22 protein-coding genes, 11 tRNA genes and 1 other annotated feature are annotated in these 21,118 nt (G+C 43.5%); of the genes, 16 read left to right on the plus strand and 17 right to left on the minus strand.

Annotated elements, in window-relative coordinates:
* Window positions 1-41 precede the first annotated feature (41 nt).
* The 11 genes from FC51_RS00005 (at window position 42) to FC51_RS00055 (ending at window position 1,066) form a co-directional block, all read left to right on the plus strand.
* A tRNA-Ser gene (locus tag FC51_RS00005) sits at window positions 42-133 on the plus strand.
* A 20-nt stretch (window positions 134-153) separates the two neighbouring features.
* Window positions 154-225: transfer RNA gene (locus FC51_RS00010), tRNA-Glu, on the plus strand.
* A 4-nt stretch (window positions 226-229) separates the two neighbouring features.
* Window positions 230-302 (plus strand) — tRNA-Val (locus FC51_RS00015).
* A 16-nt stretch (window positions 303-318) separates the two neighbouring features.
* Window positions 319-392, plus strand: a tRNA-Asp gene (locus FC51_RS00020).
* A gap of 61 nt (window positions 393-453) precedes the next feature.
* A tRNA-Phe gene (locus tag FC51_RS00025) sits at window positions 454-526 on the plus strand.
* Window positions 527-531: 5 nt separating this feature from the next.
* A tRNA-Tyr gene (locus FC51_RS00030) sits at window positions 532-614 on the plus strand.
* Between the two features lie 6 nt (window positions 615-620).
* Window positions 621-691 (plus strand) — tRNA-Trp (locus tag FC51_RS00035).
* A gap of 14 nt (window positions 692-705) precedes the next feature.
* A tRNA-His gene (locus FC51_RS00040) sits at window positions 706-778 on the plus strand.
* Window positions 779-785: 7 nt separating this feature from the next.
* Window positions 786-857 (plus strand) — tRNA-Gln (locus tag FC51_RS00045).
* A 20-nt stretch (window positions 858-877) separates the two neighbouring features.
* A tRNA-Cys gene (locus tag FC51_RS00050) sits at window positions 878-948 on the plus strand.
* A 33-nt stretch (window positions 949-981) separates the two neighbouring features.
* Window positions 982-1,066: transfer RNA gene (locus FC51_RS00055), tRNA-Leu, on the plus strand.
* Window positions 1,067-1,230: 164 nt separating this feature from the next.
* On the opposite strand, the gene FC51_RS12675 is transcribed toward FC51_RS00055, so the two are convergent.
* The 9 genes from FC51_RS12675 to FC51_RS00090 form a co-directional block, all read right to left on the minus strand.
* Window positions 1,231-1,452, minus strand: a complete 222-nt coding sequence (locus tag FC51_RS12675; RefSeq protein WP_075141078.1) for a tyrosine-type recombinase/integrase — start codon at window positions 1,450-1,452, stop codon at window positions 1,231-1,233.
* Between the two features lie 546 nt (window positions 1,453-1,998).
* Window positions 1,999-2,226: a hypothetical protein gene (locus tag FC51_RS00065; protein ID WP_057910109.1), complete on the minus strand. Its 228-nt coding sequence runs from the start codon at window positions 2,224-2,226 to the stop codon at window positions 1,999-2,001.
* A 62-nt stretch (window positions 2,227-2,288) separates the two neighbouring features.
* Entirely contained in the window at window positions 2,289-2,654 is a 366-nt protein-coding gene (locus FC51_RS00070; protein ID WP_057910108.1) for a hypothetical protein, read from the minus strand.
* Window positions 2,641-3,039 (minus strand): hypothetical protein, encoded by a 399-nt coding sequence (locus FC51_RS00075; protein ID WP_057910107.1) that lies wholly within the window; start codon window positions 3,037-3,039, stop codon window positions 2,641-2,643. The genes FC51_RS00070 and FC51_RS00075 overlap by 14 nt, the downstream gene beginning before the upstream one ends.
* A gap of 628 nt (window positions 3,040-3,667) precedes the next feature.
* A complete protein-coding gene (locus tag FC51_RS12220) occupies window positions 3,668-3,820 on the minus strand; it encodes a hypothetical protein (protein WP_155519311.1) in 153 nt (50 codons plus the stop codon).
* 26 nt (window positions 3,821-3,846) lie between these two features.
* Window positions 3,847-4,521, minus strand: a complete 675-nt coding sequence (locus FC51_RS00080) for a hypothetical protein (RefSeq protein WP_057910106.1) — start codon at window positions 4,519-4,521, stop codon at window positions 3,847-3,849.
* A 147-nt stretch (window positions 4,522-4,668) separates the two neighbouring features.
* Window positions 4,669-4,863, minus strand: a complete 195-nt coding sequence (locus FC51_RS12680; RefSeq protein WP_138491148.1) for an ImmA/IrrE family metallo-endopeptidase — start codon at window positions 4,861-4,863, stop codon at window positions 4,669-4,671.
* Between the two features lie 365 nt (window positions 4,864-5,228).
* A complete protein-coding gene (locus FC51_RS00085; RefSeq protein WP_057910105.1) occupies window positions 5,229-5,966 on the minus strand; it encodes an amino acid ABC transporter ATP-binding protein in 738 nt (245 codons plus the stop codon).
* Window positions 5,963-8,110 carry an amino acid ABC transporter substrate-binding protein/permease gene (locus FC51_RS00090; RefSeq protein ID WP_065203802.1) on the minus strand — a complete coding sequence of 716 codons (2,148 nt, stop codon included), beginning with the start codon at window positions 8,108-8,110 and terminating at the stop codon, window positions 5,963-5,965. The genes FC51_RS00085 and FC51_RS00090 overlap by 4 nt, the downstream gene beginning before the upstream one ends.
* Window positions 8,111-8,368: 258 nt before the next feature.
* Here FC51_RS00090 and FC51_RS00095 point away from each other — a divergent pair, with 258 nt between their 5' ends.
* Complete coding sequence (locus FC51_RS00095) at window positions 8,369-9,541, plus strand: pyridoxal phosphate-dependent aminotransferase (protein WP_057910104.1); 1,173 nt, start codon at window positions 8,369-8,371, stop codon at window positions 9,539-9,541.
* 167 nt (window positions 9,542-9,708) lie between these two features.
* On the opposite strand, the gene FC51_RS00100 is transcribed toward FC51_RS00095, so the two are convergent.
* The 5 genes from FC51_RS00100 to FC51_RS00125 form a co-directional block, all read right to left on the minus strand.
* Window positions 9,709-10,740, minus strand: coding sequence for a matrixin family metalloprotease (locus FC51_RS00100; RefSeq protein ID WP_057910103.1), 1,032 nt, complete (start codon window positions 10,738-10,740; stop codon window positions 9,709-9,711).
* Between the two features lie 88 nt (window positions 10,741-10,828).
* Window positions 10,829-11,149 (minus strand): hypothetical protein, encoded by a 321-nt coding sequence (locus FC51_RS00105; RefSeq protein WP_057910102.1) that lies wholly within the window; start codon window positions 11,147-11,149, stop codon window positions 10,829-10,831.
* A gap of 21 nt (window positions 11,150-11,170) precedes the next feature.
* Window positions 11,171-12,463, minus strand: coding sequence for a Y-family DNA polymerase (locus FC51_RS00110; RefSeq protein ID WP_057910101.1), 1,293 nt, complete (start codon window positions 12,461-12,463; stop codon window positions 11,171-11,173).
* 861 nt (window positions 12,464-13,324) lie between these two features.
* Window positions 13,325-14,140: a 2-keto-4-pentenoate hydratase gene (locus FC51_RS00115; RefSeq protein ID WP_057910100.1), complete on the minus strand. Its 816-nt coding sequence runs from the start codon at window positions 14,138-14,140 to the stop codon at window positions 13,325-13,327.
* Between the two features lie 280 nt (window positions 14,141-14,420).
* Window positions 14,421-14,657 (minus strand) — a binding site (T-box leader).
* 69 nt (window positions 14,658-14,726) lie between these two features.
* Entirely contained in the window at window positions 14,727-15,293 is a 567-nt protein-coding gene (locus tag FC51_RS00125; RefSeq protein WP_057910098.1) for a sugar O-acetyltransferase, read from the minus strand.
* A gap of 182 nt (window positions 15,294-15,475) precedes the next feature.
* Between FC51_RS00125 and FC51_RS00130 the strand changes: the two genes are divergently transcribed.
* Both FC51_RS00130 and FC51_RS00135 read left to right on the plus strand, forming a co-directional pair.
* Window positions 15,476-15,745: an ACT domain-containing protein gene (locus FC51_RS00130; protein ID WP_057910097.1), complete on the plus strand. Its 270-nt coding sequence runs from the start codon at window positions 15,476-15,478 to the stop codon at window positions 15,743-15,745.
* Window positions 15,746-15,756: 11 nt separating this feature from the next.
* On the plus strand, window positions 15,757-17,100 hold the full coding sequence (locus tag FC51_RS00135; RefSeq protein WP_057910096.1) for a PFL family protein: 1,344 nt from the start codon (window positions 15,757-15,759) through the stop codon (window positions 17,098-17,100).
* 427 nt (window positions 17,101-17,527) lie between these two features.
* Here FC51_RS00135 and FC51_RS00140 read toward each other — a convergent pair whose 3' ends face one another.
* Complete coding sequence (locus FC51_RS00140) at window positions 17,528-17,956, minus strand: GNAT family N-acetyltransferase (protein ID WP_057910095.1); 429 nt, start codon at window positions 17,954-17,956, stop codon at window positions 17,528-17,530.
* Window positions 17,957-18,170: 214 nt separating this feature from the next.
* Here FC51_RS00140 and FC51_RS00145 point away from each other — a divergent pair, with 214 nt between their 5' ends.
* Together FC51_RS00145 and FC51_RS00150 are read left to right on the plus strand one after the other, a co-directional pair.
* A complete protein-coding gene (locus FC51_RS00145; protein WP_057911115.1) occupies window positions 18,171-19,559 on the plus strand; it encodes a L,D-transpeptidase family protein in 1,389 nt (462 codons plus the stop codon).
* Between the two features lie 94 nt (window positions 19,560-19,653).
* Entirely contained in the window at window positions 19,654-20,184 is a 531-nt protein-coding gene (locus FC51_RS00150) for a DUF3267 domain-containing protein (protein ID WP_057910093.1), read from the plus strand.
* 69 nt (window positions 20,185-20,253) lie between these two features.
* Here FC51_RS00150 and FC51_RS00155 read toward each other — a convergent pair whose 3' ends face one another.
* Both FC51_RS00155 and FC51_RS00160 read right to left on the minus strand, forming a co-directional pair.
* The gene (locus FC51_RS00155; protein WP_057910092.1) at window positions 20,254-20,577 is read right to left on the minus strand and encodes a magnetosome magnetite crystal formation protein family; all 324 of its coding nucleotides are present in this window, start codon (window positions 20,575-20,577) and stop codon (window positions 20,254-20,256) included.
* 11 nt (window positions 20,578-20,588) lie between these two features.
* A complete protein-coding gene (locus tag FC51_RS00160; RefSeq protein WP_057910091.1) occupies window positions 20,589-21,059 on the minus strand; it encodes a hypothetical protein in 471 nt (156 codons plus the stop codon).
* Between the last annotated feature and the right edge of the window lie 59 nt (window positions 21,060-21,118).

Here is a 21,118-nt window from a genome sequence, read left to right on the forward strand (position 1 = left end):
TGTCGACGGTTCGAGCCCGCCTGCCGGAGTTATTATTTAATGGAGAGTTGTCCGAGCTGGCCGAAGGAGCATCATTGGAAATGATGTAAACGGGTAAAAGCCTGTTTCAAGGGTTCGAATCCCTTACTCTCCGTAACCGAATAATAAGTTTATGACCCGTTGGTCAAGTGGTTAAGACACCGCCCTTTCACGGCGGTAACATGGGTTCAAATCCCGTACGGGTCATTTTGGAGGATTAGCTCAGCTGGGAGAGCATCTGCCTTACAAGCAGGAGGTCACAGGTTCGATCCCTGTATCCTCCATTTCCATAGCAACATTGGTTCGTTGGTCTAGCTGGTTAGGACGCCTGCCTGTCACGCAGGAGATCACGAGTTCGAGTCTCGTACGAACCGTTGTTATGTATTTGACAATTGAATACACAACATGAGTATTATTATATTCAAGATGGTAAATGGCTCGGTAGCTCAGTCGGTAGAGCAATGCATTGAAGCTGCATGTGTCGGCAGTTCGATTCTGTCCCGCGCCATTCATGGAGGGGTAGCGAAGTCTGGCTAAACGCGGCGGACTGTAAATCCGCTCCTTCGGGTTCGGTGGTTCGAATCCACTCCCCTCCATCTTATAGGGATATAGTTTAATGGTAGAACTACGGTCTCCAAAACCGTCGGTGTGGGTTCAACTCCTACTATCCCTGTTAATAATACTATGGCGGTATTGGTGAAGTGGTTAACACATCGGTTTGTGGATCCGACACGCGTGGGTTCGATTCCCACATACCGCCTTTTGATTGGGTTATAGCCAAGTGGTAAGGCAACAGACTTTGACTCTGTCATGCGCTGGTTCGAATCCAGCTAACCCAGTTTGGGTTAGCCAAAGTTATGGCGGTATAGCCAAGTGGTAAGGCAGAGGTCTGCAAAACCTTCATCGTCGGTTCGAATCCGATTACCGCCTTTGTCCATTTATTGGCCAATCAAATATTATTTTGCCGGAGTGGCGGAATTGGCAGACGCGCTGGACTCAAAATCCAGTGATCGTTGAGATCGTGTGGGTTCGAACCCCACCTCCGGTACTAAGTAGCCACATAGCGTATTTATAAAAGAAGTGAAACGTTGATATATCAGCGTTTCACTTCTTTTTTTGTATTCTTAGCCACATAGCTTCACATACTTTATCAAAGTTTGGGTCATTTTGGGCCATTATGCATAAAATTAGTGACCCACACAATGACCCATTTTAGTTCGACATCTCTTCAAGTTTATTCATATATGAAATAGCAAAACGATCATAAAGTAAAAGAGAAGCATGGGTGTGTCGAAGTGAATGGAACGTTAAATCTTGTTTGATATGTGCCTTCTTTAAAGCTACTCGAAGCATTTTCTCCATTGTCCGGTAATTGGGAACGACAAACCGATTTGTCAGGAATACATGGTCCTGTGGATTCAGTTTATTGAGCATCTTTAGTTCGGTGTAAAAGGCANACAAACATCTCCGTTAATTGCGGATTGATGTCAATAATTCGCTTTGATGATTTATTCTTTGTGGGGCCAAATTCCAAAGTGCTAAAATTACAAGCTTTATTGATGTTCAATTTGAGATGCTTTCATTCAATACAACCCCAAGAGTCTGGCGACTTCTGAAACCCGCATACTGGTCATAAGGGAAGTGTAAGTCATCGGGTAGGTGACTAACTCAAAGAGATGTTCTTTCAAGAATCTCAATAACGTTTTGGTTGAGGTATTCACATGCCTAGTTTTCAGACACTAAGCTGGTTGTGAGTGTGAAATGCTTTTGAATGACGCCGTCATTAGGTGCATTTTTGACAGCTTTTGATGTGCATACTGATAGTTCCAATAGTTGCCTTAGCATTACCAGGGTGGGTGTCGTTGCCTTTAACTTAGAAGCTAAGGAACTTCTGACAACTTGGGGGGAATGTCTTGCAGCATCGTTTGACCAAAGTAGTTTTCGATCACATGAATCGTCTGGATATACTTGTGTTTACTGTTAACAGATAGCTTCGGTTCCCGAAATGTTTAAACCCATCCAAAAAGTAGTCCAACAAGCTGACTTTGCGCTTTTCCAAATCTCCGCCAGCTTTATATTGGTCTTTAATGGAATCTGCCCACTTGCTGGCCATTGATTTAATGCGAAAGCCATTCTTTGTTCACCATTTTTATCAAAATATCGAACTCTGGCTTGCCAGCCGGTTTTTAATTGTTGAAACATTGCCATAGCATTATCTCCTCTGAAGGTATGTTCTATATATGTGCGAAATAAAAGTCCAAATAGGGGACTTAAAATTTTAATTTTTGAAGAATACCAATCAAGAACTGAAAAAAGCCAGTCCCTGATCCGACAACTGTAAGTAATGTGACTATAATCCATGTGCGTTGATTGGCAAACTTAGTATTGACCTTTTCGAATTTAGTATCCAAATGAGCTTCCAATAAACCAATCTTGTCTGATACTTTATCCATCTTACGATCAACATAAGCTTTTGTTGCGTATTCATCTTCCATATTTCCGCCACCTCCACCTGAGTTCCCACGTTTATTGAACGTTGTGGGCGAAGAATGCTCAAATGCTCCGGTGTTTTTGAAATTACTTTGGTAGTTTTCATTATCTGATATAGGAATAATTTTTGGCTCAGTGCTTTCCATTTGAATCACCAGATTTCTTATTCAATTTAAAATAAGTTGATTGGCTATCTAGTATTTGTTTATGTGCATCAAATAGATTAACGGTAATCATGTAGTTGCCAGGAACTGCTGGGATCTTTGGGGAGTAGTACATGCCCATTGATGTAAAATCTCTGTTATTCTTGCTTACAGCTTCAAAAGGGGATGGAGCATTAATAATGATGGATTTATTTTCTTCGTCCGAAATGGTAACATTTGTAAAATAATGCGAGTGTGTTCTCAAATTGAAAAAGTTCATTCCAATTGTGACTTGAATGTCTTCTTGATCATCAGCAATCGGAATTGATACCCAATGGTTTTTCTTATCATCTTCAATGTGCAAATTCGATATTTTCTCAATAAACATAACGGGCCTCATTTCTTTTAAAACAATAACAAAAGCCCAAATTAATGGGCTATATTGATTTTATTAATTCTATCTGAAGTAGGTGTGCCAGAATGAATTCATGGTTATTTTGTGTGAGCTAAAGTAATGGAGTGAAGTTGGATACCCTTGATCGCCCCTGTAATGAAAGTGATAAAAATGGTTGCCGACATACCGCCATTTAGTAATACGAACTGATTTTTCTCCAGAGAAATGGATATAATGCCGATAAATGTTTACCCCTTGACGGGGATTAGCTTTGGCATACCAATGTCCACGGAGAGGCACTGGAATGGAAGCAGACGTGTGCCATGATGAAGCATGTGCGCTGCTTTGATTGACTGCTGGTAGTGCTGTGATGCCCATTGATAATGAGAGGGCGGTGATTAAGACTGATGGTTTTAGTTTCATTTTTATCTTCCTCATAATGAATTCCTTGTTTAAACCAGCTGTAGCTTGAGCGTCCAACTGAATATATGTAGTAACTATTTGAGTTGAACACACCACTTTCGACTTACCAGTTATAGCTGGCAGCATGCTGGATCTTTAAATGGTGACCAGGGTAGACGCGATATTTACCAACAGCATAACTTTTATACAGTGGATAGACTTATATATAAGTAGAAGCTTTGGGTACCGTTGCCCAGTGGGGACGTTCCCAGTAGAAGAAGCTCTTGTGTGCTGATGCCATTGAACTACCGAGTACCCCGATCCCCAGCAGCATGGATGCTGGCCCAAGTAGGATCCGATTCTTAATTTTCATGATTCCATCCAAATATTGTGTTGATATTATTTATCAGCGTCATAATCAAAATTACCTAGCAAAGAAGTGTGTGCTAATTCATTCCCGGCAGAATCCTGAACAGTAACGTAGTTTGCATTAACGTTATCTGGTAGTGGAGAATACTTATTATATGCGTTTTGACCAAGGTTCCAGGCACCACGTACAACTGCCTTTAACTTGGCAGCGGACACATCCAGAACAGCCTCATTCATTACAATGATTGTCTTTGAATCCTGTGGTGAGTAGTAGGCATCGTCAATGGCACCTTCGTACTTTGTTGGCAAGTTGGAAAGGTAGTTTTGCAGCTGTTTGTAATGCAACTTGCCACTTTTCTCCCGCTGAGCCTTCGCTTGCTTTTTCATGGCTTTATCGGCTGAAGACGATTCAGCTTTGGCAACTGACGCTTTGTGAGCTTTTTCTTTCTTGACTGATGACGATTTGGCATCTCGCGATTCTTCAATCGATGAGGACACATCTTCGTCATGTGCTTCTTGTTTTCCTTCTGGGGTGATCGAAGCTAGCCAACCAAATATCATAAAGACGGCAACACAAATCCAGGCGTATAAAGCATATTTTCTAGCTTTCTCTGGCTGCTTTTTTCTGCGCTTAAAATACAGTACGGTGAGGACAATTGCAGCAATTACTCCAACGCCGCCCAGAAATGATAAGAAACTATACATAAAAAATTCCCCCAATTTTAGTCTAGCTCATCAATTGGTGAGCCATATTCGTGTACCAGTTCATCGTATGTGTTTGGCCTTCAACGCACAACCTACCGACCATACCAATGGCAGATTCGTCCGCTTGTCTTTCTAGCCCCCCATAACTTAGTCTGCGGTTTGGTAGCCACCATAGCCCTCATGCATGATGACATGACCCAACTCATGGCTCATGGTGAAGAATCCTTGCCGTGAATACATAATCCGTTCGTTTAGACAAACAATTGGCCTTCCCTTAAAGTAACTGATTTTTCCAAGAGGGTGGGCAACAAGATTTACCCATTTCTCGTTACGATGAGAGATGGGTAGGGTGTTTTATAATATTGAATTACCTTGTTAATTGCGTCCACAACACAATAATTTCATTCATGGTTTTGATGCTTCAAAATGCTATCATCCAAATTGCACCATCGTTGCACTTAATACCATTCGATTACCGACCCATTCCACAGCCGCGTTCTACACGTGGTTGAACCTGGTGTGGCGTTTGACAATAGTGGGTGATGCCAACCGCCCCGGTGCACAACGTGAGGGCAGAAGCACATACTAATAAGAACTTCATTTTACTCACCAGCCTTTTTGATATTCCGACATCTTTACAAGCTCATTCTACCATAGTTATCGAACCATCAAAAAAGAAGTTGAGCACTTGGCCCAACTTCTTTTTATTACACATTGAGAATTTTATTTAGAAAATCTTGTAATCGTGGATTCGTCGGGTGGTCGAAAATTTGGTCCGGCGTGCCTTGTTCAAGGATTTGACCGTCATCAACGAAGACAACCCGGTCAGCTACTTCTTTCGCAAAGCCCATTTCATGGGTAACGACGACCATTGTCATCCCTTGTTTGGCCAGACGTTTCATAACTTCCAAAACATCACCGACCATTTCAGGATCAAGCGCGGATGTTGGCTCATCAAAAAGCATGATATCCGGATTCATTGCCAGCGCACGGGCAATCGCAACCCGTTGCTGCTGACCACCGGAGAGGGATTGAACGGTCGCATCAAACTTTTCTTCCAAACCAACTGTGGCCAGTAACTTACGAGCTTCTTTGGCAGCATCGTCCTTTGAGACTTTTTTAAGTTCAACCGGTGCCAGCATAATGTTCTCGCCAACAGTCAGGTTCTTGAATAAGTTAAAGTGTTGAAACACCATTCCGATATTTTCTCGAACCGAATTGATATCAACGCCATCCTTTGCGATATCAACGTTATCGATGACAATCGAGCCGGATGTCGGTTCCTCAAGCTTATTCAAGTTTCGAAGGAGGGTACTTTTACCAGACCCGGATGGGCCGATGATTACGACCACCTCATTATTTTCAACGGTTAAATTGATGCCTTTTAGGACTTCGTTATCGCCAAATGTTTTGACTAAATTTGTTACTTTTACTTTTTCACTCATACCTTAGTTCTCCTTTGTACCCAGTTCGATAACCAAGTTAACAACGTAATGATGATCAGGTAAATTGCCGCAACAATTGTCCAAACTTTGAAGCCTTCCAAGTTTCGGGCAATGATAATCTTACCGGTTTGAGTCAGTTCCAGCAATCCGATAATCGATAGGATTGAGGTATCCTTTAATGTAATTATAAACTGGTTGATAAATGATGGCACCATGATTCGAATGCCTTGTGGCAGAATAATCTTGCGCATTGATTTTCCGAAAGGCAGTCCTAAACTTCGCGCGGCCTCCATCTGTCCGGGATCAACAGCTTGAATACCGCCCTTCACAAATGCCGCGATATACGCGCCTTCGTTAAACGTCAACGTAACGACTCCGGCCACAAACGCTGGAATCTTTTGACCAGTCAAGCTCGGAATTCCCGTGTAGATAAACAACGCCAAAACCAGCAGTGGCATTCCTCTAAAGATATAAATCAAAGTTGTCGAAAGGCCATTACTAAACTTACTTGGGACAACGCCCATCAATCCAACCAGAACACCAAAAATGGTGGCGAAGAAGATTGAGACCACTGTCAGCCAAAGAGTTTCTTGGAGTCCGGAGAGAAGGGCACCGGCGTTTTGCTTGATCAAACCGACAAATGTCCGGTCTTCAGCGTCGTTACCAGATGTTTTTGCAGCCGACTTAATTTCGTCAGCACCCAAGTATTTGGCTTTGATATCGTCGTAAGTGCCACTGGCCTTTAAATCTTCCAGACCGTTGTTGAAAGCCTGTAAAAGTGCCTGATTATGGCCTTTTTTAACCGCAAAGCCATAGGGAGCATTCAATGCCGGCTTGGTCACAATCTTGAGCTTCGTCCCTTGCTTAATCGCATATTGCATGACTGGATGATCTTCGAAACAGGCAATTGAGTTGCCGGTTGTAACATCCTGGTACATGTTATTTGAATCATCAAAAGTAACCACTTTGAAGCCGTACTTTTTCTTCATGCTGTTGGCGTAATCGGCACCTGAAGTTCCGGTCTTTACCGCAACTCGTTTACCACGCAACTGCGATAGTTTATGAATCTTGCTGTTCTTGGCGACCGCCATCACAACCCCCGAATTGAAGTAGGGCTTTGAAAAGTCAAACTGGTCTTTTCGTTCATTGGTGATTGACATTCCGGCAATCACACCATCAGCCTGGCCCGATTCAACTGCCTGGACGGCAGCGTTAAACCCAAGTGCTTTAATCTTAACCTTAAAGCCCTGCTCGTTGGCAATTGCTCGAATCAAATCCATATCAATTCCAACGTATTGATTCTTTTTGTTGGCAAATTCAAAGGGTGGGAAGGTTACGTCAGTTCCGATAATAAACGTCTTTCCTTTAACCTGTGAATTGGTCTTGGTCCCCAGATATTGACCAACTATCTTGTCGTAGGTTCCGTTGGCTTTGATCTTTTTGAGACCGGCGTTGAATTTCTTGATTAATTGCTTGTGGGTGCCCTTTTTGACACCGAAGCCATACCAGCCTTGATTTGCCGGTTTGGTCGCAATTTGGAGCTTTAAGCCGTGTTTAATGCCATACTGAAGAACGGGTTGGTCATCAAAACATGCCACCGAGTTTCCCGTCGTCACGTCTTGGTACATATTATCCGAATCGTCAAAGGTGACTGTTTTAAAGCCATACTTCTTTTTGAGACTGTTGGCGTAATCAGCCGCAGCCGTACCAGTCTTCAAAGCAACTTTTTTGCCACGTAATTGTTTGAAACTAGTAATATCGCTGCCTTTTTTAACGGCCATCACCGCTCCGGTTTTATAGTAGGGGGTTCCAAAATCGAACTTGTCCTGCCGTTCCGGGGTAATGGTCATCCCAGCAATCACACCGTCAAGTTGGCCGGATTGAACTGACTGAACCGCTGCGTTAAACCCAACCGGCTTAATATTAACCTTAAAGCCTTCTTCTTTGGCAATTGCCTTCATAATGTCGATATCAATACCAACATATTTATTCTGCTTGTTGGCAAATTCAAATGGGGGATATGTCACGTCTGTCCCGATTTGATAAGTTTTTGCTTGCGCCTTACTGCCTGGCAGTCCCAAACAGAACAAAATGGCTACCAGCACGGATAGTAGCCCGAAAGCTGTTAAAACTTTTCGCTTCATGAATAATTCCTCCTAGTATATGTAATAAAACATCACACACAATAATGAGAATATAATACCAGATATTTGGATTCCTGTATAGCAGACACTCATTTGTGCAAACGGTGCCAACTACGGCCTAGCATTGTAGAATGATGAGAAATATTAATTTTAAATTAGATTATCTGTTGACATCAATTTGAACTTTCACCATAATATTCACTAAATACTCAGTTTGATTCGTAAGCTGAGACAAGTTGTTTGTCTGGAGGAAATCATTTGAAATTTGAAGAGTCTAATATTTTACAGCACTTACCCAAGCAATTTTTTGCGAGCCTTGTCAAAAAGGTCAATGCCAAGATTGCAACTGGCGCGGACGTGATCAACTTGGGGCAGGGAAATCCTGATCAACCGACGCCTGAATTTATCGTGGAGGCCATGCAAAAGCAAACTGCTGATCCGCAGAACCACAAGTATGCTCAGTTCAGAGGCGACCCTGAGCTTAAAAAGGCGGCTGCGGCCTTTTATCAACGGGAATATGGGGTTTCATTGGATCCCGAAACAGAGATCGCAATTCTTGGCGGGTCCAAAATCGGGTTGGTTGAGTTGCCGTTTGCAATTTTAAACCCCGGCGACATGATGTTGCTGCCAGATCCCGGCTATCCTGATTATTTATCGGGAGTGGCACTGGCTCAAGTCAAACTTGAATTAATGCGATTAACAGAAGCCAATCACTTCTTACCGGATTACGACACATTGGACAAGCAGGTTGTCGAGGACGCAAAACTTATGTATTTGAACTATCCCAACAATCCCACCGGCGCTGTGGCGACTCCGGCGTTTTATCAAAAAACCGTTGACTTCGCAAAAGCCAATGGGATTGGCGTTGTTCAAGACTTCGCTTATGGTGCCATTGGGTTTGACGGCCACAGGCCGGTCAGTTTCCTGCAAACTCCGGGGGCCAAAGATGTCGGCATTGAAATGGATACGTTCTCAAAATCATTTAACATGGCAGGGTGGCGAATTGGGTTTGCTGCTGGAAATGCCGATATGATTGAAGCGATTAATCTGATTCAAGACCATTTATTTGTCAGTGTCTTTCCAGCGATTCAAAAGGCGGCTATTACAGCGCTAAATAGCGACCAGCAGTCGGTTCACGACTTGGTGGCACTATACGAGAAACGGCGGAATCAGTTCTTCAAGGCAGCACGGGCCATTGGTTGGGAACCATACCCCTCTGGCGGTTCCTTTTACGCGTGGATGCCGGTTCCTAAGGGTTACACTAGTGAAGCGTTTGCTGATTTGCTCCTCGACAAAGCTGCGGTTGCAGTTGCACCTGGTAACGGGTTTGGTGACGGTGGAGAGGGGTTCATCCGGGTCGGATTATTGATTGACGAACCTCGATTTACAGAGGCCTGTCAGCGGATTGCCAAACTGCATTTGTTTGATTAAGCTGTATCAGCTTATTACGGTCCACTTCAGCTAAATAATATGTAATTATGAGAAAAAAACGAGATCGGAACAAAAGTTGGTACTTTTGCTTCGATCTCGTTTTTAGCCAGAATATTACTAAGCTGAATTGTGCACTAACGTAGTAGGTATTTGTTGCCCACACTTATTTACCAGTAACCTAAGATTTTGGCGAGCTTAGCCCGATTCAGATCCCGTTCAGAAATCGCAGCCATTTCAGTCCCGTCCAATCCGGTAGCTGATTTAGCGACTGGCTTTTTCCAAATATACTTGGCAATCACGTTTCCCATACTGTTTGGTGCGTACATCAGATCTTCTTGGTAACCGGTGTGGTCGAGCCCAAGCGTGTGGCCGAGTTCGTGGGCAATGACGCCATCCCAGTATTGATCGGTTGTAAATTTGGCTGCCAGTTCCGGCTTCATATAAGCTCCCGGATATTGAGCGTCACGGTAGTGGGCTTTATCAACATAAATCGCTTTTCCGTCATACAAGCCGTCCCAACCTTCCTTAACGCCATTTCCAAAGGAGATTGTCAACGTGTGATTGGTCTTGGTTCCCAGTGTAAAGACGGTTGTATCAAGGGCTGTATTCCACTTGGCCATGGCAGCTTGGACGTGCTGACTTAATTCACTGTCCGGAACGTAGATGCTGGCTTGATTATCTCGAAACATGGATGCTGGGGAGAAGTGAAAAACGTTGTAGGCTAAATCAAAGGCGGCTTCGTGGGTCTCATAATTAATCGGTTTTAAATCTCTGATTGATTCAACCGGATTCATGTCGGGGGCTTGGTCAATTAGTTTAACGATTGCCTTTTCCGACATTGGAACTTGGACTTTGGTTAAGTAGCCATGCCAAATATAGCCTTTGATTTTACTGGATTTGTTGGTGACGTAGTAATAAATGGCCTGTTTGCCATTGGGCTTCTTAACGGTCAGTCGTTTTGACGCGTCAAAAACGAGCTTACCGTAGTTTCTTAGGTTATAGCGCTTTTGCGTTAGCTGGGCGTCACCATAAAGATAGCCTTTAGAAGCCTGGTAGGTCGTTTTTGAAATTGAACTGACGCTCACAACTTTTACGGCTGACGTTTTTGCATCAACTGGATTTGCCTGGTTAATTGCAATCGCGCCGGCTGTGAACATCCCAGCCGCCAGCAGTAGCACGCGTTCTTTAAGCTGTTTCATACGAACTTCTCCCCTCGAAATCTGCAACTATTTCCATTAATATACCATATTCACTCAATAATTTACTACTTATAAGCACTGGGAGAAATTAGTAATTATGACCATGGATTTTATCGTTGGTAATTTCCGGTATCGGTTCGACTAAATGTGACGTATCGCGATATTCGATACTGAGGTTGCTGATACTTTTAAGGTCGGCTAAAACCTGTTGATATTTTTGTTTGTCATGGACGAGTGCCAGCAGTTCATGGGAGCGAACTAATTTGGTTCGAAGTTTTCTACTATAAATAAAGAAATAATAGCGGTCGAAGAAATGATTATCCACGATCACCAGCCAGTATTGATAGTGGGGCAGGCGCTTAAAATATTGATGATACTTTTCGATTAGTTCACGTGATTCTGCAATCATTGTAAAAACCTCCTGACATCGTTAAGCTTGATGACCACCAACCAGGTTGGCCCGTTCAATAGCGGTTCCGCCCTTGGTTTTGGATGAAGCTCTGACTAATGCTTTGTAGCCATATTTTTTTCGAATAATATCAATGGTATGTTCAAGCTTTTCCCGGTCCAAAGTGGTGTCCGGGTCTTCGAATAAGCTGAACCGGGTAGCACGCTTTTCTGAAATTCGGTTGCAGCGAACACCGACGTTTCGAACGGCACTGCCATCCCATTTGGTTTCTAATAAATACTGAACGGCATTGTTGATGCTTTTTGTTGAATCGGTGGGCTCAACGTGCATTTGGGCTGAAAAATGGCTGCGCCCCTGCTTGTCTGTGTCGGCCATGCCGATAAAAATACTGACGACTTCAGCAACGACGTGATTTTTTCGCAAGCGGGTGGCAACTTGGTCGGCAATTTCGCCCAGGACAGTTTTGAGATCGACTAACTCCGTGTAATCGCGCATTAGTACTTGGGAGTTGCCGTAGCCTTTATTGTCGGAACGCGGCAGGTACTTTTTTTCCAAATCGGAGTAGTCAATTCCCCAAGCGTGGTAGTAGAGTTGTTCGCCCATGACGCCAAATTTTTTCTTGAGTTTATTGACGTCGGCATGAGCTAATTCTTTAATGGAGTAGATGCCTAACCCGTTAAGCTTGGCAGCAGTGTGACTGCCGATGCCCCACATGTCCGGAAGACTTTTTATCTGCCAAATAGTGGTTGGAACGTCATCATAGTCCCATTCGGCGAGCCACGGGGCTTTCTTCTTGGCGGCGTTATCCAGTGCGAGTTTGGCAAGCAGTGGATTTTGGCCGATACCAATGGTCGTGATGATTCCGGTTTCTTTAAAAACTTTATCCTGGATCATTTTGGCAATTTGAACATTAGACCCAAACAACTTGTGACTGTGGCTAACATCAATAAAGCTTTCATCAATTGAATAGGGAAACCAATGATTGTCATCGGTAAATTGCCGGTAAATCTGGTTGATTTTATAGTTAAGTGCAACATAATCGGCCATGTGGGGTTCGACCATTTCAAGATCCATATCGTCATTGATCTCAAACCGCCGAGTGCCGAGCTTAACGCCATAAACTTGTTTGGAAAAGGGGCTGGCAGCAAGAATAAGGCCGCCGGAGGATTCCTCGCGGCTCATCACGGCAATTTTGGCGGAAAGGGGATGCTCGCCGCGCTTAATGGCTTCGGTGGAAGCGTAAAAGGATTTGCAGTCAATGCACATGACGTCGTGGACGGGAAGAAGTTGTTTGTTATCAAGAGGTGTTTTCATGAGGGATCACCTGCGGGTATTTATTGGTGTATCTATATGATACGAACGTTTGTTCGACAAGTCAAGAAAAAAAGAGAGAGTGTGAGTCAAACCGTTTAGCTTCGGAGCATTAATGTGATAATGGGTTTTGACGCTGGGTTTGCGTCGAAACTCATTATCGGATTAAGCGGACGAAGCTGGTTTGAGGAGCACGTTTAGAGAGAGTGCGTGCCGAACCGGGAACTTCGGAGCATTAGTGTAACAAACGGCTTTAATGCTGGGTTTGCGTTGAAGCCGTTTGTTGGACTAAGCGGACGAAGTTGGTTCGCGTAGCACGTTTAAAGAGAGAGTGTGAGTCAAACCGTTTAGCTTCGGAGCATTAATGTGATAATGGGTTTTGACGCTGGGTTTGCGTCGAAAACCATTATCGGATTAAGCGGACGAAGCTGGTTTGAGGAGCACGTTTAGAGAGAGTGCGTGCCGAACCGGGAACTTCGGAGCATTAGTGTAACAAACGGCTTTAATGCTGGGTTTGCGTTGAAGCCGTTTGTTGGACTAAGCGGACGAAGTTGGTTCGCGTAGCACGTTTAAAGAGAGAGTGTGAGTCAAACCGTTTAGCTTCGGAGCATTAATGTGATAATGGGTTTTGACGCTGGGTTTGCGTCGAAAACCATTATCGGATTAAGCGGAGGGATCTGGCTTGCGTAGCACGTTTAGCCTAGCCAACAGATCACAAAAAAATACCACTTCCAAAGTTTTCCGCCTTCAGAAGTGGCATTTCAAATTTCATTTCATTTTTATCAATTATCGTTCAATTTCAATTTATCAGTTGTTCCGAAAATAATGAGTAAAATTTTCGTTGTCGTCATTTTAGTAGTTGGATTAATCACCTGCAACTTTCAAGAATACTGCGCCCAATCCCTTATCAAAGGTTGCCTTCCACTCACCGTTCTTAAGTGATTCAGGTAGTAGGAATGTCCCACTTGAAACCCGTTGGCCGGCTTGTAGCGGCATGCCTTGTGACTCGAGCTTTTCGACTAGCCAGTGAAGTGATTTTAGTGGGTTGCCTAGGACTTCAGATGAAGCGCCGTCCTTTAGCTTTTTACCATCATGGAATAGCTCACACTTAACGTTTGCGAGATCGTCAACGTTATCAAATAGTAGGTTGGTATCTTTTTCATCACCGTAGACAACGTAGCCGCCAACCGCAGCGTCTGACATAACCATGTATTTGGATAGGCTTGGGAACCAGTCGCTAAATCGTGAATCGGGAACTTCAACGGCTGGTGCAACCTTGGTCTTACGCATGAGATCTTCTAGCGAATCCTTGCTGCTAAGGTCTTCTTTTGCAGTAAATAGCATTTCCACTTCGGCAAGGGGTTCCATGAGTTCACCACGGTGTAGGGTAACCGGTGATTGTAGGAAATGACTTTTAACTTGGGCACCGTATAGTGGTGAGTCGGAGTCAAACATGTCTTGGGTTTGCTTGCTGGTAAGTGAGACTTTATAGCCGCCAACGTCTTCTTTCTTGAGCTCGGTTAGCCGTCGTTGAACGCGGTAAGCGGCCTGTTCATCATTAACGACGCCGTCAAAGTCGGCTTCCTTTAGTGGCTTGTGAGTTTCGTAGGCGTTAAATAGTTTGTTTGCTAAATCATTTTCCTGAGTTGATAGTTCCATTGTTGCTTGTTGTTCATCCATAAGCGATACCTCCGTATAGTTTAATTAATCGGGTTCTCACTTGTATGTAAAGTGAGGACCAATCCGTGACGTGAAATATGTGATTGATTGAATCAATATGTGTTGTAGCGTAGTTGGCACTATATCGGTTGAAATTATGTGTTAGCTTTTGCAAAATCTGAATCTGACCAGGATTTTCATTGGAGCCTTTAATCACCGATTCCATATGTCCTCACCACCTTAAAATATTTTTAAATTCAAATGAAAAAGGCGTCCCAATAACCTCCCATAATGGGAGTGTTAAAAGGACGCCTAATGCGCGGTACCACCTTAATTCGTAATCCTATTGCTAGAATTACCTCACACGTACAGCTTTCGCGATACGCTGACACAATAATGGGTGCACCCAATGTGATCTACTAAAACTTTGATCGCATAGCTCGGAGATGATAATCATCTAAGATTGCAAATTGCTTCACACCAACCAGCAACTCTCTTATTGCAAATGGAAAATGACGATTCTCTTCATCGCTTTTTAATTTGAATTTAATGATTGTCATTAATTTACACCCTGCTATTTTGAATGTCAACCCGAAATTTAAAAAAATTATTCTTTGTAGGGGTTCTCGCGAATGACTCGGGCAGGATTGCCCGCAATAATCAAGTTATCGCCGAACGATTTGGTGACCGTTGAATTAGCGCCAACAATGACATTATTGCCCAAGGTGACCCCTGGGAGAATGACTGAGCCGCCACCAACCCAGACATCGTTGCCCAAAGTAACCGGTTTTCCCATTCCCACAAAATTTGCCCGCTGCTTGGGGTCCAGGGGATGATAGGCTGAATAAATTTGAACGTGGGGTGCCAGCATACAATGATTACCGATTGTGACCGGCGCAATATCCAAGATGACATTATCGTAGTTACAGATAAAGTTGTCACCTACGTGAATGTTGTAACCAAAGTCACAGCGAAAATTGGGTTGGACCCAGGGATCTTTTCCAACCGATCCGAATAACTTTTTGATCAAACTTTCCTTTTCCTGACCAGCGGTATCATCTAATTCATTCATCATCTTACAAAGTCTGCGTGCCTTGGTTTCATCAGCAGTTAGTTCAGGATCCATCACCAAGTAGGGGTCGCCGGCTAAGAATTTTTCTTTTTCAGTTGCCATGTCATTGTCCACCTTTATTATTAATTAATTGATATTATAGCATTATTTATAAGTATAAATTAGCTTGCATCTTAATTTATTCGGATAAATATAAATCCAAATTGCTGTTCAGGGAAATATTTAGTATGATAGTTGCAAGTTAGCGGATTTACAGACTTCAAGAATCTGAAAGGGTGGACACAATGAAAGCAGTTATCACGGTTATTGGACATGATCAAGTTGGAATTGTTGCAAAGGTTTCACAACGATTGGCAACACTGAAGGTTAACATTACGGATATTTCTCAAACATTAATGCACGGAGATTTTACCATGATGTTGATGGGTGAGTGGGATGATCACGAAGTCAGCTTTGATCAAGTCAAGACCAGTTTGGCCGATCTCGCATCAGAAACCGGCTTATCAATTAATATTCAACGTCAGGAATTATTTGACGCCATTCAGAAGCTTTAGGAGGCCATGAGATGGAAACCAAACAAATCTTAGAGACCATTCAAATGATTTCTGAAGAAAAGCTGGATATTCGCACAATCACAATGGGCATTTCATTGTTTGACTGTATCGATGGTGACGGTCAAAAGGCGCGGCAAAAAATTTATGATAAATTGACGACCAGTGCCAAGGACTTGGTGAAAGTTGCTGACCAAATTGAGTCGGAATACGGCATTCCGATTGTCAACAAACGCATTTCGGTGACGCCAATTTCAATGATTGCCGCAGCCTGTCATGATGATAATTATGTCGCTTACGCCCACACAATGGAAAAAGCGGCCGAAGTATTGGGCGTTGACCTGATTGGCGGCTTTTCTGCATTAGTTCAAAAGGGATATCAAACCGGCGACCGTAAGTTAATTGAGTCGATTCCCCAGGCGTTAAGCGAGACCAAACGCGTCTGTGGTTCGGTCAACGTTGGCTCAACCAGAGCCGGAATCAATATGGATGCGGTTAAGCAGATGGGCCAGGTCGTCAAAGACCTCTCTGAAATTGATCCAGTCAGCTGCATGAGTTTGGTGGTATTTGCCAATGCGGTTGAAGATAATCCGTTTATGGCCGGCGCGTTTCACGGTGTTGGGGAAGCTGATAAGGTCATTAACGTTGGAATTAGTGGCCCAGGTGTTGTCAAACGGGCACTGGAACAGGTTCGCGGGCAATCAATTGATGTTGTTTCGGAGACCATCAAAAAAACCGCCTTCAAGGTGACTCGGATGGGACAATTTGTTGGCAACGTTGCCGCTAAAGCGCTTAATGTGCCGTTTGGAATAGTTGATTTATCATTGGCGCCAACGCCGAGTCAGGGCGATTCGGTCGCTGAGATCCTGGAAGAAATTGGCCTGGAAAGCGTCGGTGCACCAGGAACAACGGCTGCTCTGGCATTGCTGAATGATGCCGTCAAAAAGGGTGGCGTTATGGCCTGTGAACATGTGGGCGGCCTGTCTGGTGCGTTTATTCCGGTCTCAGAAGACAGCGGCATGATTAAGGCGGTCGAACATGGTAATTTGAACTTGGAAAAACTTGAAGCGATGACGGCGGTATGTTCAGTTGGGTTGGATATGGTGGCTGTGCCAGGAGATACGTCAGCGGAATCGATCAGCGGAATGATTGCTGACGAAGCGGCAATTGGTGTTATCAATAACAAAACCACGGCGGTCCGGGTGATCCCGGCAACCGGCAAAAAAGTTGGCGAGCAAATTGATTTCGGCGGCATCTTCGGCTACGCGCCGGTAATGCCAATTAATCAAAGCAGCCCAGCCAAATTGGTAAATAGGGGAGGAAGAATCCCGGCACCGATTCATTCGTTTAAAAATTAAAGAGTGCGAAGCGAACCGGGTAACTTCCGAGCATTAATTTGATAACTAGCTTTGACGCGGGGCTTGCGTCGAAGTTAGTTATCGGATTAAGCGGAGGAAGTTGGTTCGCGTAGCACATTTCGACTAGGTGAAATAAAAGATAAGAAGATCATCGTCATCAAACCAGAGTGTGATGAGACCCGGGTCGACCCGGTGTGTAAGGGTTGTCGGAGCACATTTTATCCAAGTAACAGTAGAGCACCAAACTAATCAATATCTAAAATTGAGTTCCACCAGAGTGTGACGAGACCCGAGTCAGGGTTGTCACCAGCAGTTCACATCAAAATAATATAAAATAGCTGCCAACGATGATTCATGCGCTTCGTTCATCATTGGCAGCTATTTAATATTGTAAAAAATGGTTCATTTGATCCAACAGCTAAAAAGCTTACAAATCCTTTTCCACGATCACGCACGGAACGCCGTCTTCATAAAACACATCTGAAGTGATTTCATAGCCGAGTCGTTGATAAAACTTAACTGCATCCATTTCGCTATGAATGAGCGAATGCGAAAAGCCCATTGCTTGCGCCTTATCCTCTAGTGCGCTGACGACTTTTCGACCGTATCCGTGACCACGACTTTGCTTTAAAGTCGCAACTCGACCAACTTTTAGCGTCTGATCATCATAGGTTTCAAACCGACAAGTGGCAGCGGGCACCTTTCCGTCGAATAGTACCGCGTAGACCATCTCGTCAGAATCTTTATCATCAAATTCGTCCGTCCAGGCAATTCCCCGTTCCAAAACAAAAACAGACATTCTGATGTAAGCAGCAGCGGCCCGAGCCGGTTTTGAACGCTCCACAATTAATTTCATAATTTTCTCCCAATTCAATTGAATAGCCAATTTTTTAAATAACCCTTAATAAAAGTGCAAATTAATGGTAACATAAAAACCTACGTTTCAAAATGATGAGCGAAACGTGAAGATTTGTTTAAGTATTTAAATACCAAGCCCTTTTGCTAGATTGAATAGCGAAAACTTCGTAGAATATGCTTAGAACAGTATCCAAAGGAGGTTGGCATTCCCAATGTCACGTAGAGAAAAGTTCGGTAAAAAGCCAAAGAATAAACTTCTAAGACGAATTGTATTGGCAGTTGTCCTAGTTCTTTTTGGCGGCTTTATTGGGTCCCACTTCTATTTTCAAAATCATTTTAAATTTACCAAAATCAATGATGTTGATGTTTCCGGGCTAACTGTCGCCCAGGCAACAAAGAAGTTAAACACGTCTCATATTGATGAAGATGGCAATTATTTAGTTGTTCGGGATTCCAAAATTAAGGTTAATCCCAAGGATGTTAAGAAATTATTCAAGGATCGCAGTTCGATGAGCATGATGACTTCAGCCAAGTTAAGTGCCAAGTCGGATGTGACGCAAAAGCAATTGAACTACCGGTTAAAGACGTTACTTCCGAAATTTGAAAATCGTATCGATCAAATTAACACCGGTCGTAAACAAACCGTTGACGCCAAGGTGTTATTACAGGACGGCAAAATGGTTGTTAAACCAGGCGTTAAGGGAAATACATTGGACAAGGCGAAGATGGTTAAGGACTTCAAGAAGCAGGCAAAGAGCAGTCTCTTGATTTCGGTTAAGATGACAAAGGATGGATACGTCAAACCAGATAGCCAACAGGTGGCCAATCAAAAGAAGCAACTTGCCAAGACTCTGGATAATACAGTTACCTTGAAAACCTATAACAAGACCTACAAGTTTGTCGCTAAACGTTGGGTAACGAATGGGTATCCAACCGCCAACGGAACGTATAAATTTGATTCCACCAAAGTTAAAAAATGGGTTGCTAAATTTGCATCTAAAGTGAATACGCTTGGAAAACCCGTGACAATTACGACCCATCAAGGCAAGCGGGTTCGAATTCATGCCGGTGGAACTTATGGTTGGCAGGTTAATCAAAAAGCATTAACCAAGAATATTTTGAAGAATATGCAGCGGTCACATTCAGTGACGATGAATTTGAAACATTACGCAGTTGGGACCGGGTATGGTATTAAGGGTTCCGGTAAGACGTACGTGGCAATTGATTTGTTGAATCTTCATGAATACGTTTATAAGGACGGCAAGCTTAAGGCAAACATTCCAATTATGTCTGGAACGTTGTCGGGCGGTAATCGGACCCCACAAGGTGCATTTTATATTATGTACAAGCAGCGTCACGCGACCCTTCGTGGGAAGAATAGTGACGGTTCGAAGTATGCTTCACCAGTCAGCTACTGGGAGCCATTGACCAACTCGGGGGTTGGCCTGCACGACTCCCCATGGCAGCCGGCATCAGTCTATGGAAATCCAAGTGCACGTTCCCAGTATCATTCACACGGGTGCTTGAATAATCCACCGTCACAAATGCCTAAGGTATGGAAGTACACTCATACACTTGAACCAGTGTTTATTTATTACTAAACATCATGAATCCTGAGCGGTTTTAACTGCTCAGGATTTTTTTAGTGGTGGTGTGATATGATTGACCTAACAATTCAAAACGGGGTGGTCCAATTTGCATTTATACAAACGAATTGATTTGATGAACAACCGAAACTTGATCTTTGGATTAAACGTTCTGGCCGTGATTGCTTTTCTTGGTTTCTTGTGGCTGTTTGGGATGATGGCCGGTTCATTTACCTTTAGCCTTAATGAAACGGACTTAGCGTGGTTGTTAGTTGCGATTTTGGTGATGATTACGCTCCACGAGGTGATTCACGGACTGTTCTACAAGATTTTTAAACCAAACGGGAAAATTAAGTTTGGGTTCAAAAATGGCCTGCTTTTTGTCACCAGCCCCAAGTCATTATATACAAAACGACAATTTGCGTGGATCGGGGCCAGCCCGTTTATTCTGATTACGTTAATCTTAATGGGCTTGTTTTATGCCGGAATAATTAACCCAGGATTTTTCGTGATTATTGGGGCACTACACAGTGCCGGATGCGTTGGCGACTTCTATCTCCTGTGGGTGATAGTTAGAACGCCAAGACATTATTTTGTATGTGATACGCAAAGCGGCATGGATATTTATTCTCAAAGTTAAATGATGGCAATCAAAAGAGGCCGGAGCAAAACGTTTCGTTTTGTTCCGGCCTATTTTGCGCGGATAAAATTAATCTTCCACAAGAATTCGGATGCCCATATATAGATTATAGATAAACATCCCCAGATCCACTAAAACTACCAGTGCGATCAGGGCGACAAATAAGAAACCAGTGTAGGCTGCTTGCCGAGAAACCATTCCCATAATTCCAACCACGAGCAGCGTTAAAATCGTTAGGATAACTGGAATCAGGTGCAGCGTAAAGGCTCTTCTAGCTGTGTCATGCATGTCCTGATTGTGATCGGTCACGATCCAAACGATAAAGGGGAAGATGAACGGGGCAAACATAATTGACAGGTAAGACAATGCATTAACGATTCGATTCTTTGTCATGGTAAACTCCTTTAATTACTGCCGTAAGAACGATAAACAGGTGATCTGAATAAGTCAACATAGGACCCACCGCCAGAATAATCTCGAAGAACGGTGATCTTTTGGCCCTCAACTTTTCGGTGGGCGATTCCCCAGCCGTGGTCACTTTGATAGGCTTTTTTAGCATAGGCATTAAATGTATAGCGATTGGTCCCAACGATTTTGCCGACAGCTAATTTGCGATAACCTTTCCAACTTGATTTGTAGAGAGTGTGCTTTTTACCCTTGTATTTCTGAGTGACTGAATATTTATTGATTTGGGTTAGGCAAAACCTGCCATTAACATAGGAATACCAATTGCCACGCCAACTAGTTGGGGTTGTCTTATGAATGCTGGCGACCTGATAATAAGTGTCCGCAGCCTTTGCAGGTTGGCTACGAAACATCAGTATCATAAGCAAACTTGCTGCTGCAACAGTTGCGATCTTTAAAAAACTAGTCATCAAATTCTCCTAATCGATACGCCAGCCATTAGATTCGGCTGGGTGGGTAATTTCTTTAG

The sequence above is a fragment of the Lentilactobacillus parabuchneri DSM 5707 = NBRC 107865 genome, assembly GCF_001435315.1.
Taxonomy (GTDB): Bacteria; Bacillota; Bacilli; order Lactobacillales; family Lactobacillaceae; genus Lentilactobacillus; species Lentilactobacillus parabuchneri.

Bases quoted from the DNA above. Each gene is read 5' to 3' on its own strand.
- FC51_RS12675 (WP_075141078.1), bottom strand. From the start codon at position 1,452: ATGCTCAATAAACTGAATCCACAGGACCATGTATTCCTGACAAATCGG.
- FC51_RS00065 (WP_057910109.1), bottom strand. From the start codon at position 2,226: ATGGCAATGTTTCAACAATTAAAAACCGGCTGGCAAGCCAGAGTTCGA.
- FC51_RS00070 (WP_057910108.1), bottom strand. From the start codon at position 2,654: ATGGAAAGCACTGAGCCAAAAATTATTCCTATATCAGATAATGAAAAC.
- FC51_RS00075 (WP_057910107.1), bottom strand. From the start codon at position 3,039: ATGTTTATTGAGAAAATATCGAATTTGCACATTGAAGATGATAAGAAA.
- FC51_RS12220 (WP_155519311.1), bottom strand. From the start codon at position 3,820: ATGAAAATTAAGAATCGGATCCTACTTGGGCCAGCATCCATGCTGCTG.
- FC51_RS00080 (WP_057910106.1), bottom strand. From the start codon at position 4,521: ATGTATAGTTTCTTATCATTTCTGGGCGGCGTTGGAGTAATTGCTGCA.
- FC51_RS00085 (WP_057910105.1), bottom strand. From the start codon at position 5,966: ATGAGTGAAAAAGTAAAAGTAACAAATTTAGTCAAAACATTTGGCGAT.
- FC51_RS00090 (WP_065203802.1), bottom strand. From the start codon at position 8,110: ATGAAGCGAAAAGTTTTAACAGCTTTCGGGCTACTATCCGTGCTGGTA.
- FC51_RS00100 (WP_057910103.1), bottom strand. From the start codon at position 10,740: ATGAAACAGCTTAAAGAACGCGTGCTACTGCTGGCGGCTGGGATGTTC.
- FC51_RS00105 (WP_057910102.1), bottom strand. From the start codon at position 11,149: ATGATTGCAGAATCACGTGAACTAATCGAAAAGTATCATCAATATTTT.
- FC51_RS00110 (WP_057910101.1), bottom strand. From the start codon at position 12,463: ATGAAAACACCTCTTGATAACAAACAACTTCTTCCCGTCCACGACGTC.
- FC51_RS00115 (WP_057910100.1), bottom strand. From the start codon at position 14,140: ATGGATGAACAACAAGCAACAATGGAACTATCAACTCAGGAAAATGAT.
- FC51_RS00125 (WP_057910098.1), bottom strand. From the start codon at position 15,293: ATGGCAACTGAAAAAGAAAAATTCTTAGCCGGCGACCCCTACTTGGTG.
- FC51_RS00130 (WP_057910097.1), top strand. From the start codon at position 15,476: ATGAAAGCAGTTATCACGGTTATTGGACATGATCAAGTTGGAATTGTT.
- FC51_RS00135 (WP_057910096.1), top strand. From the start codon at position 15,757: ATGGAAACCAAACAAATCTTAGAGACCATTCAAATGATTTCTGAAGAA.
- FC51_RS00140 (WP_057910095.1), bottom strand. From the start codon at position 17,956: ATGAAATTAATTGTGGAGCGTTCAAAACCGGCTCGGGCCGCTGCTGCT.
- FC51_RS00145 (WP_057911115.1), top strand. From the start codon at position 18,171: ATGTCACGTAGAGAAAAGTTCGGTAAAAAGCCAAAGAATAAACTTCTA.
- FC51_RS00155 (WP_057910092.1), bottom strand. From the start codon at position 20,577: ATGACAAAGAATCGAATCGTTAATGCATTGTCTTACCTGTCAATTATG.
- FC51_RS00160 (WP_057910091.1), bottom strand. From the start codon at position 21,059: ATGACTAGTTTTTTAAAGATCGCAACTGTTGCAGCAGCAAGTTTGCTT.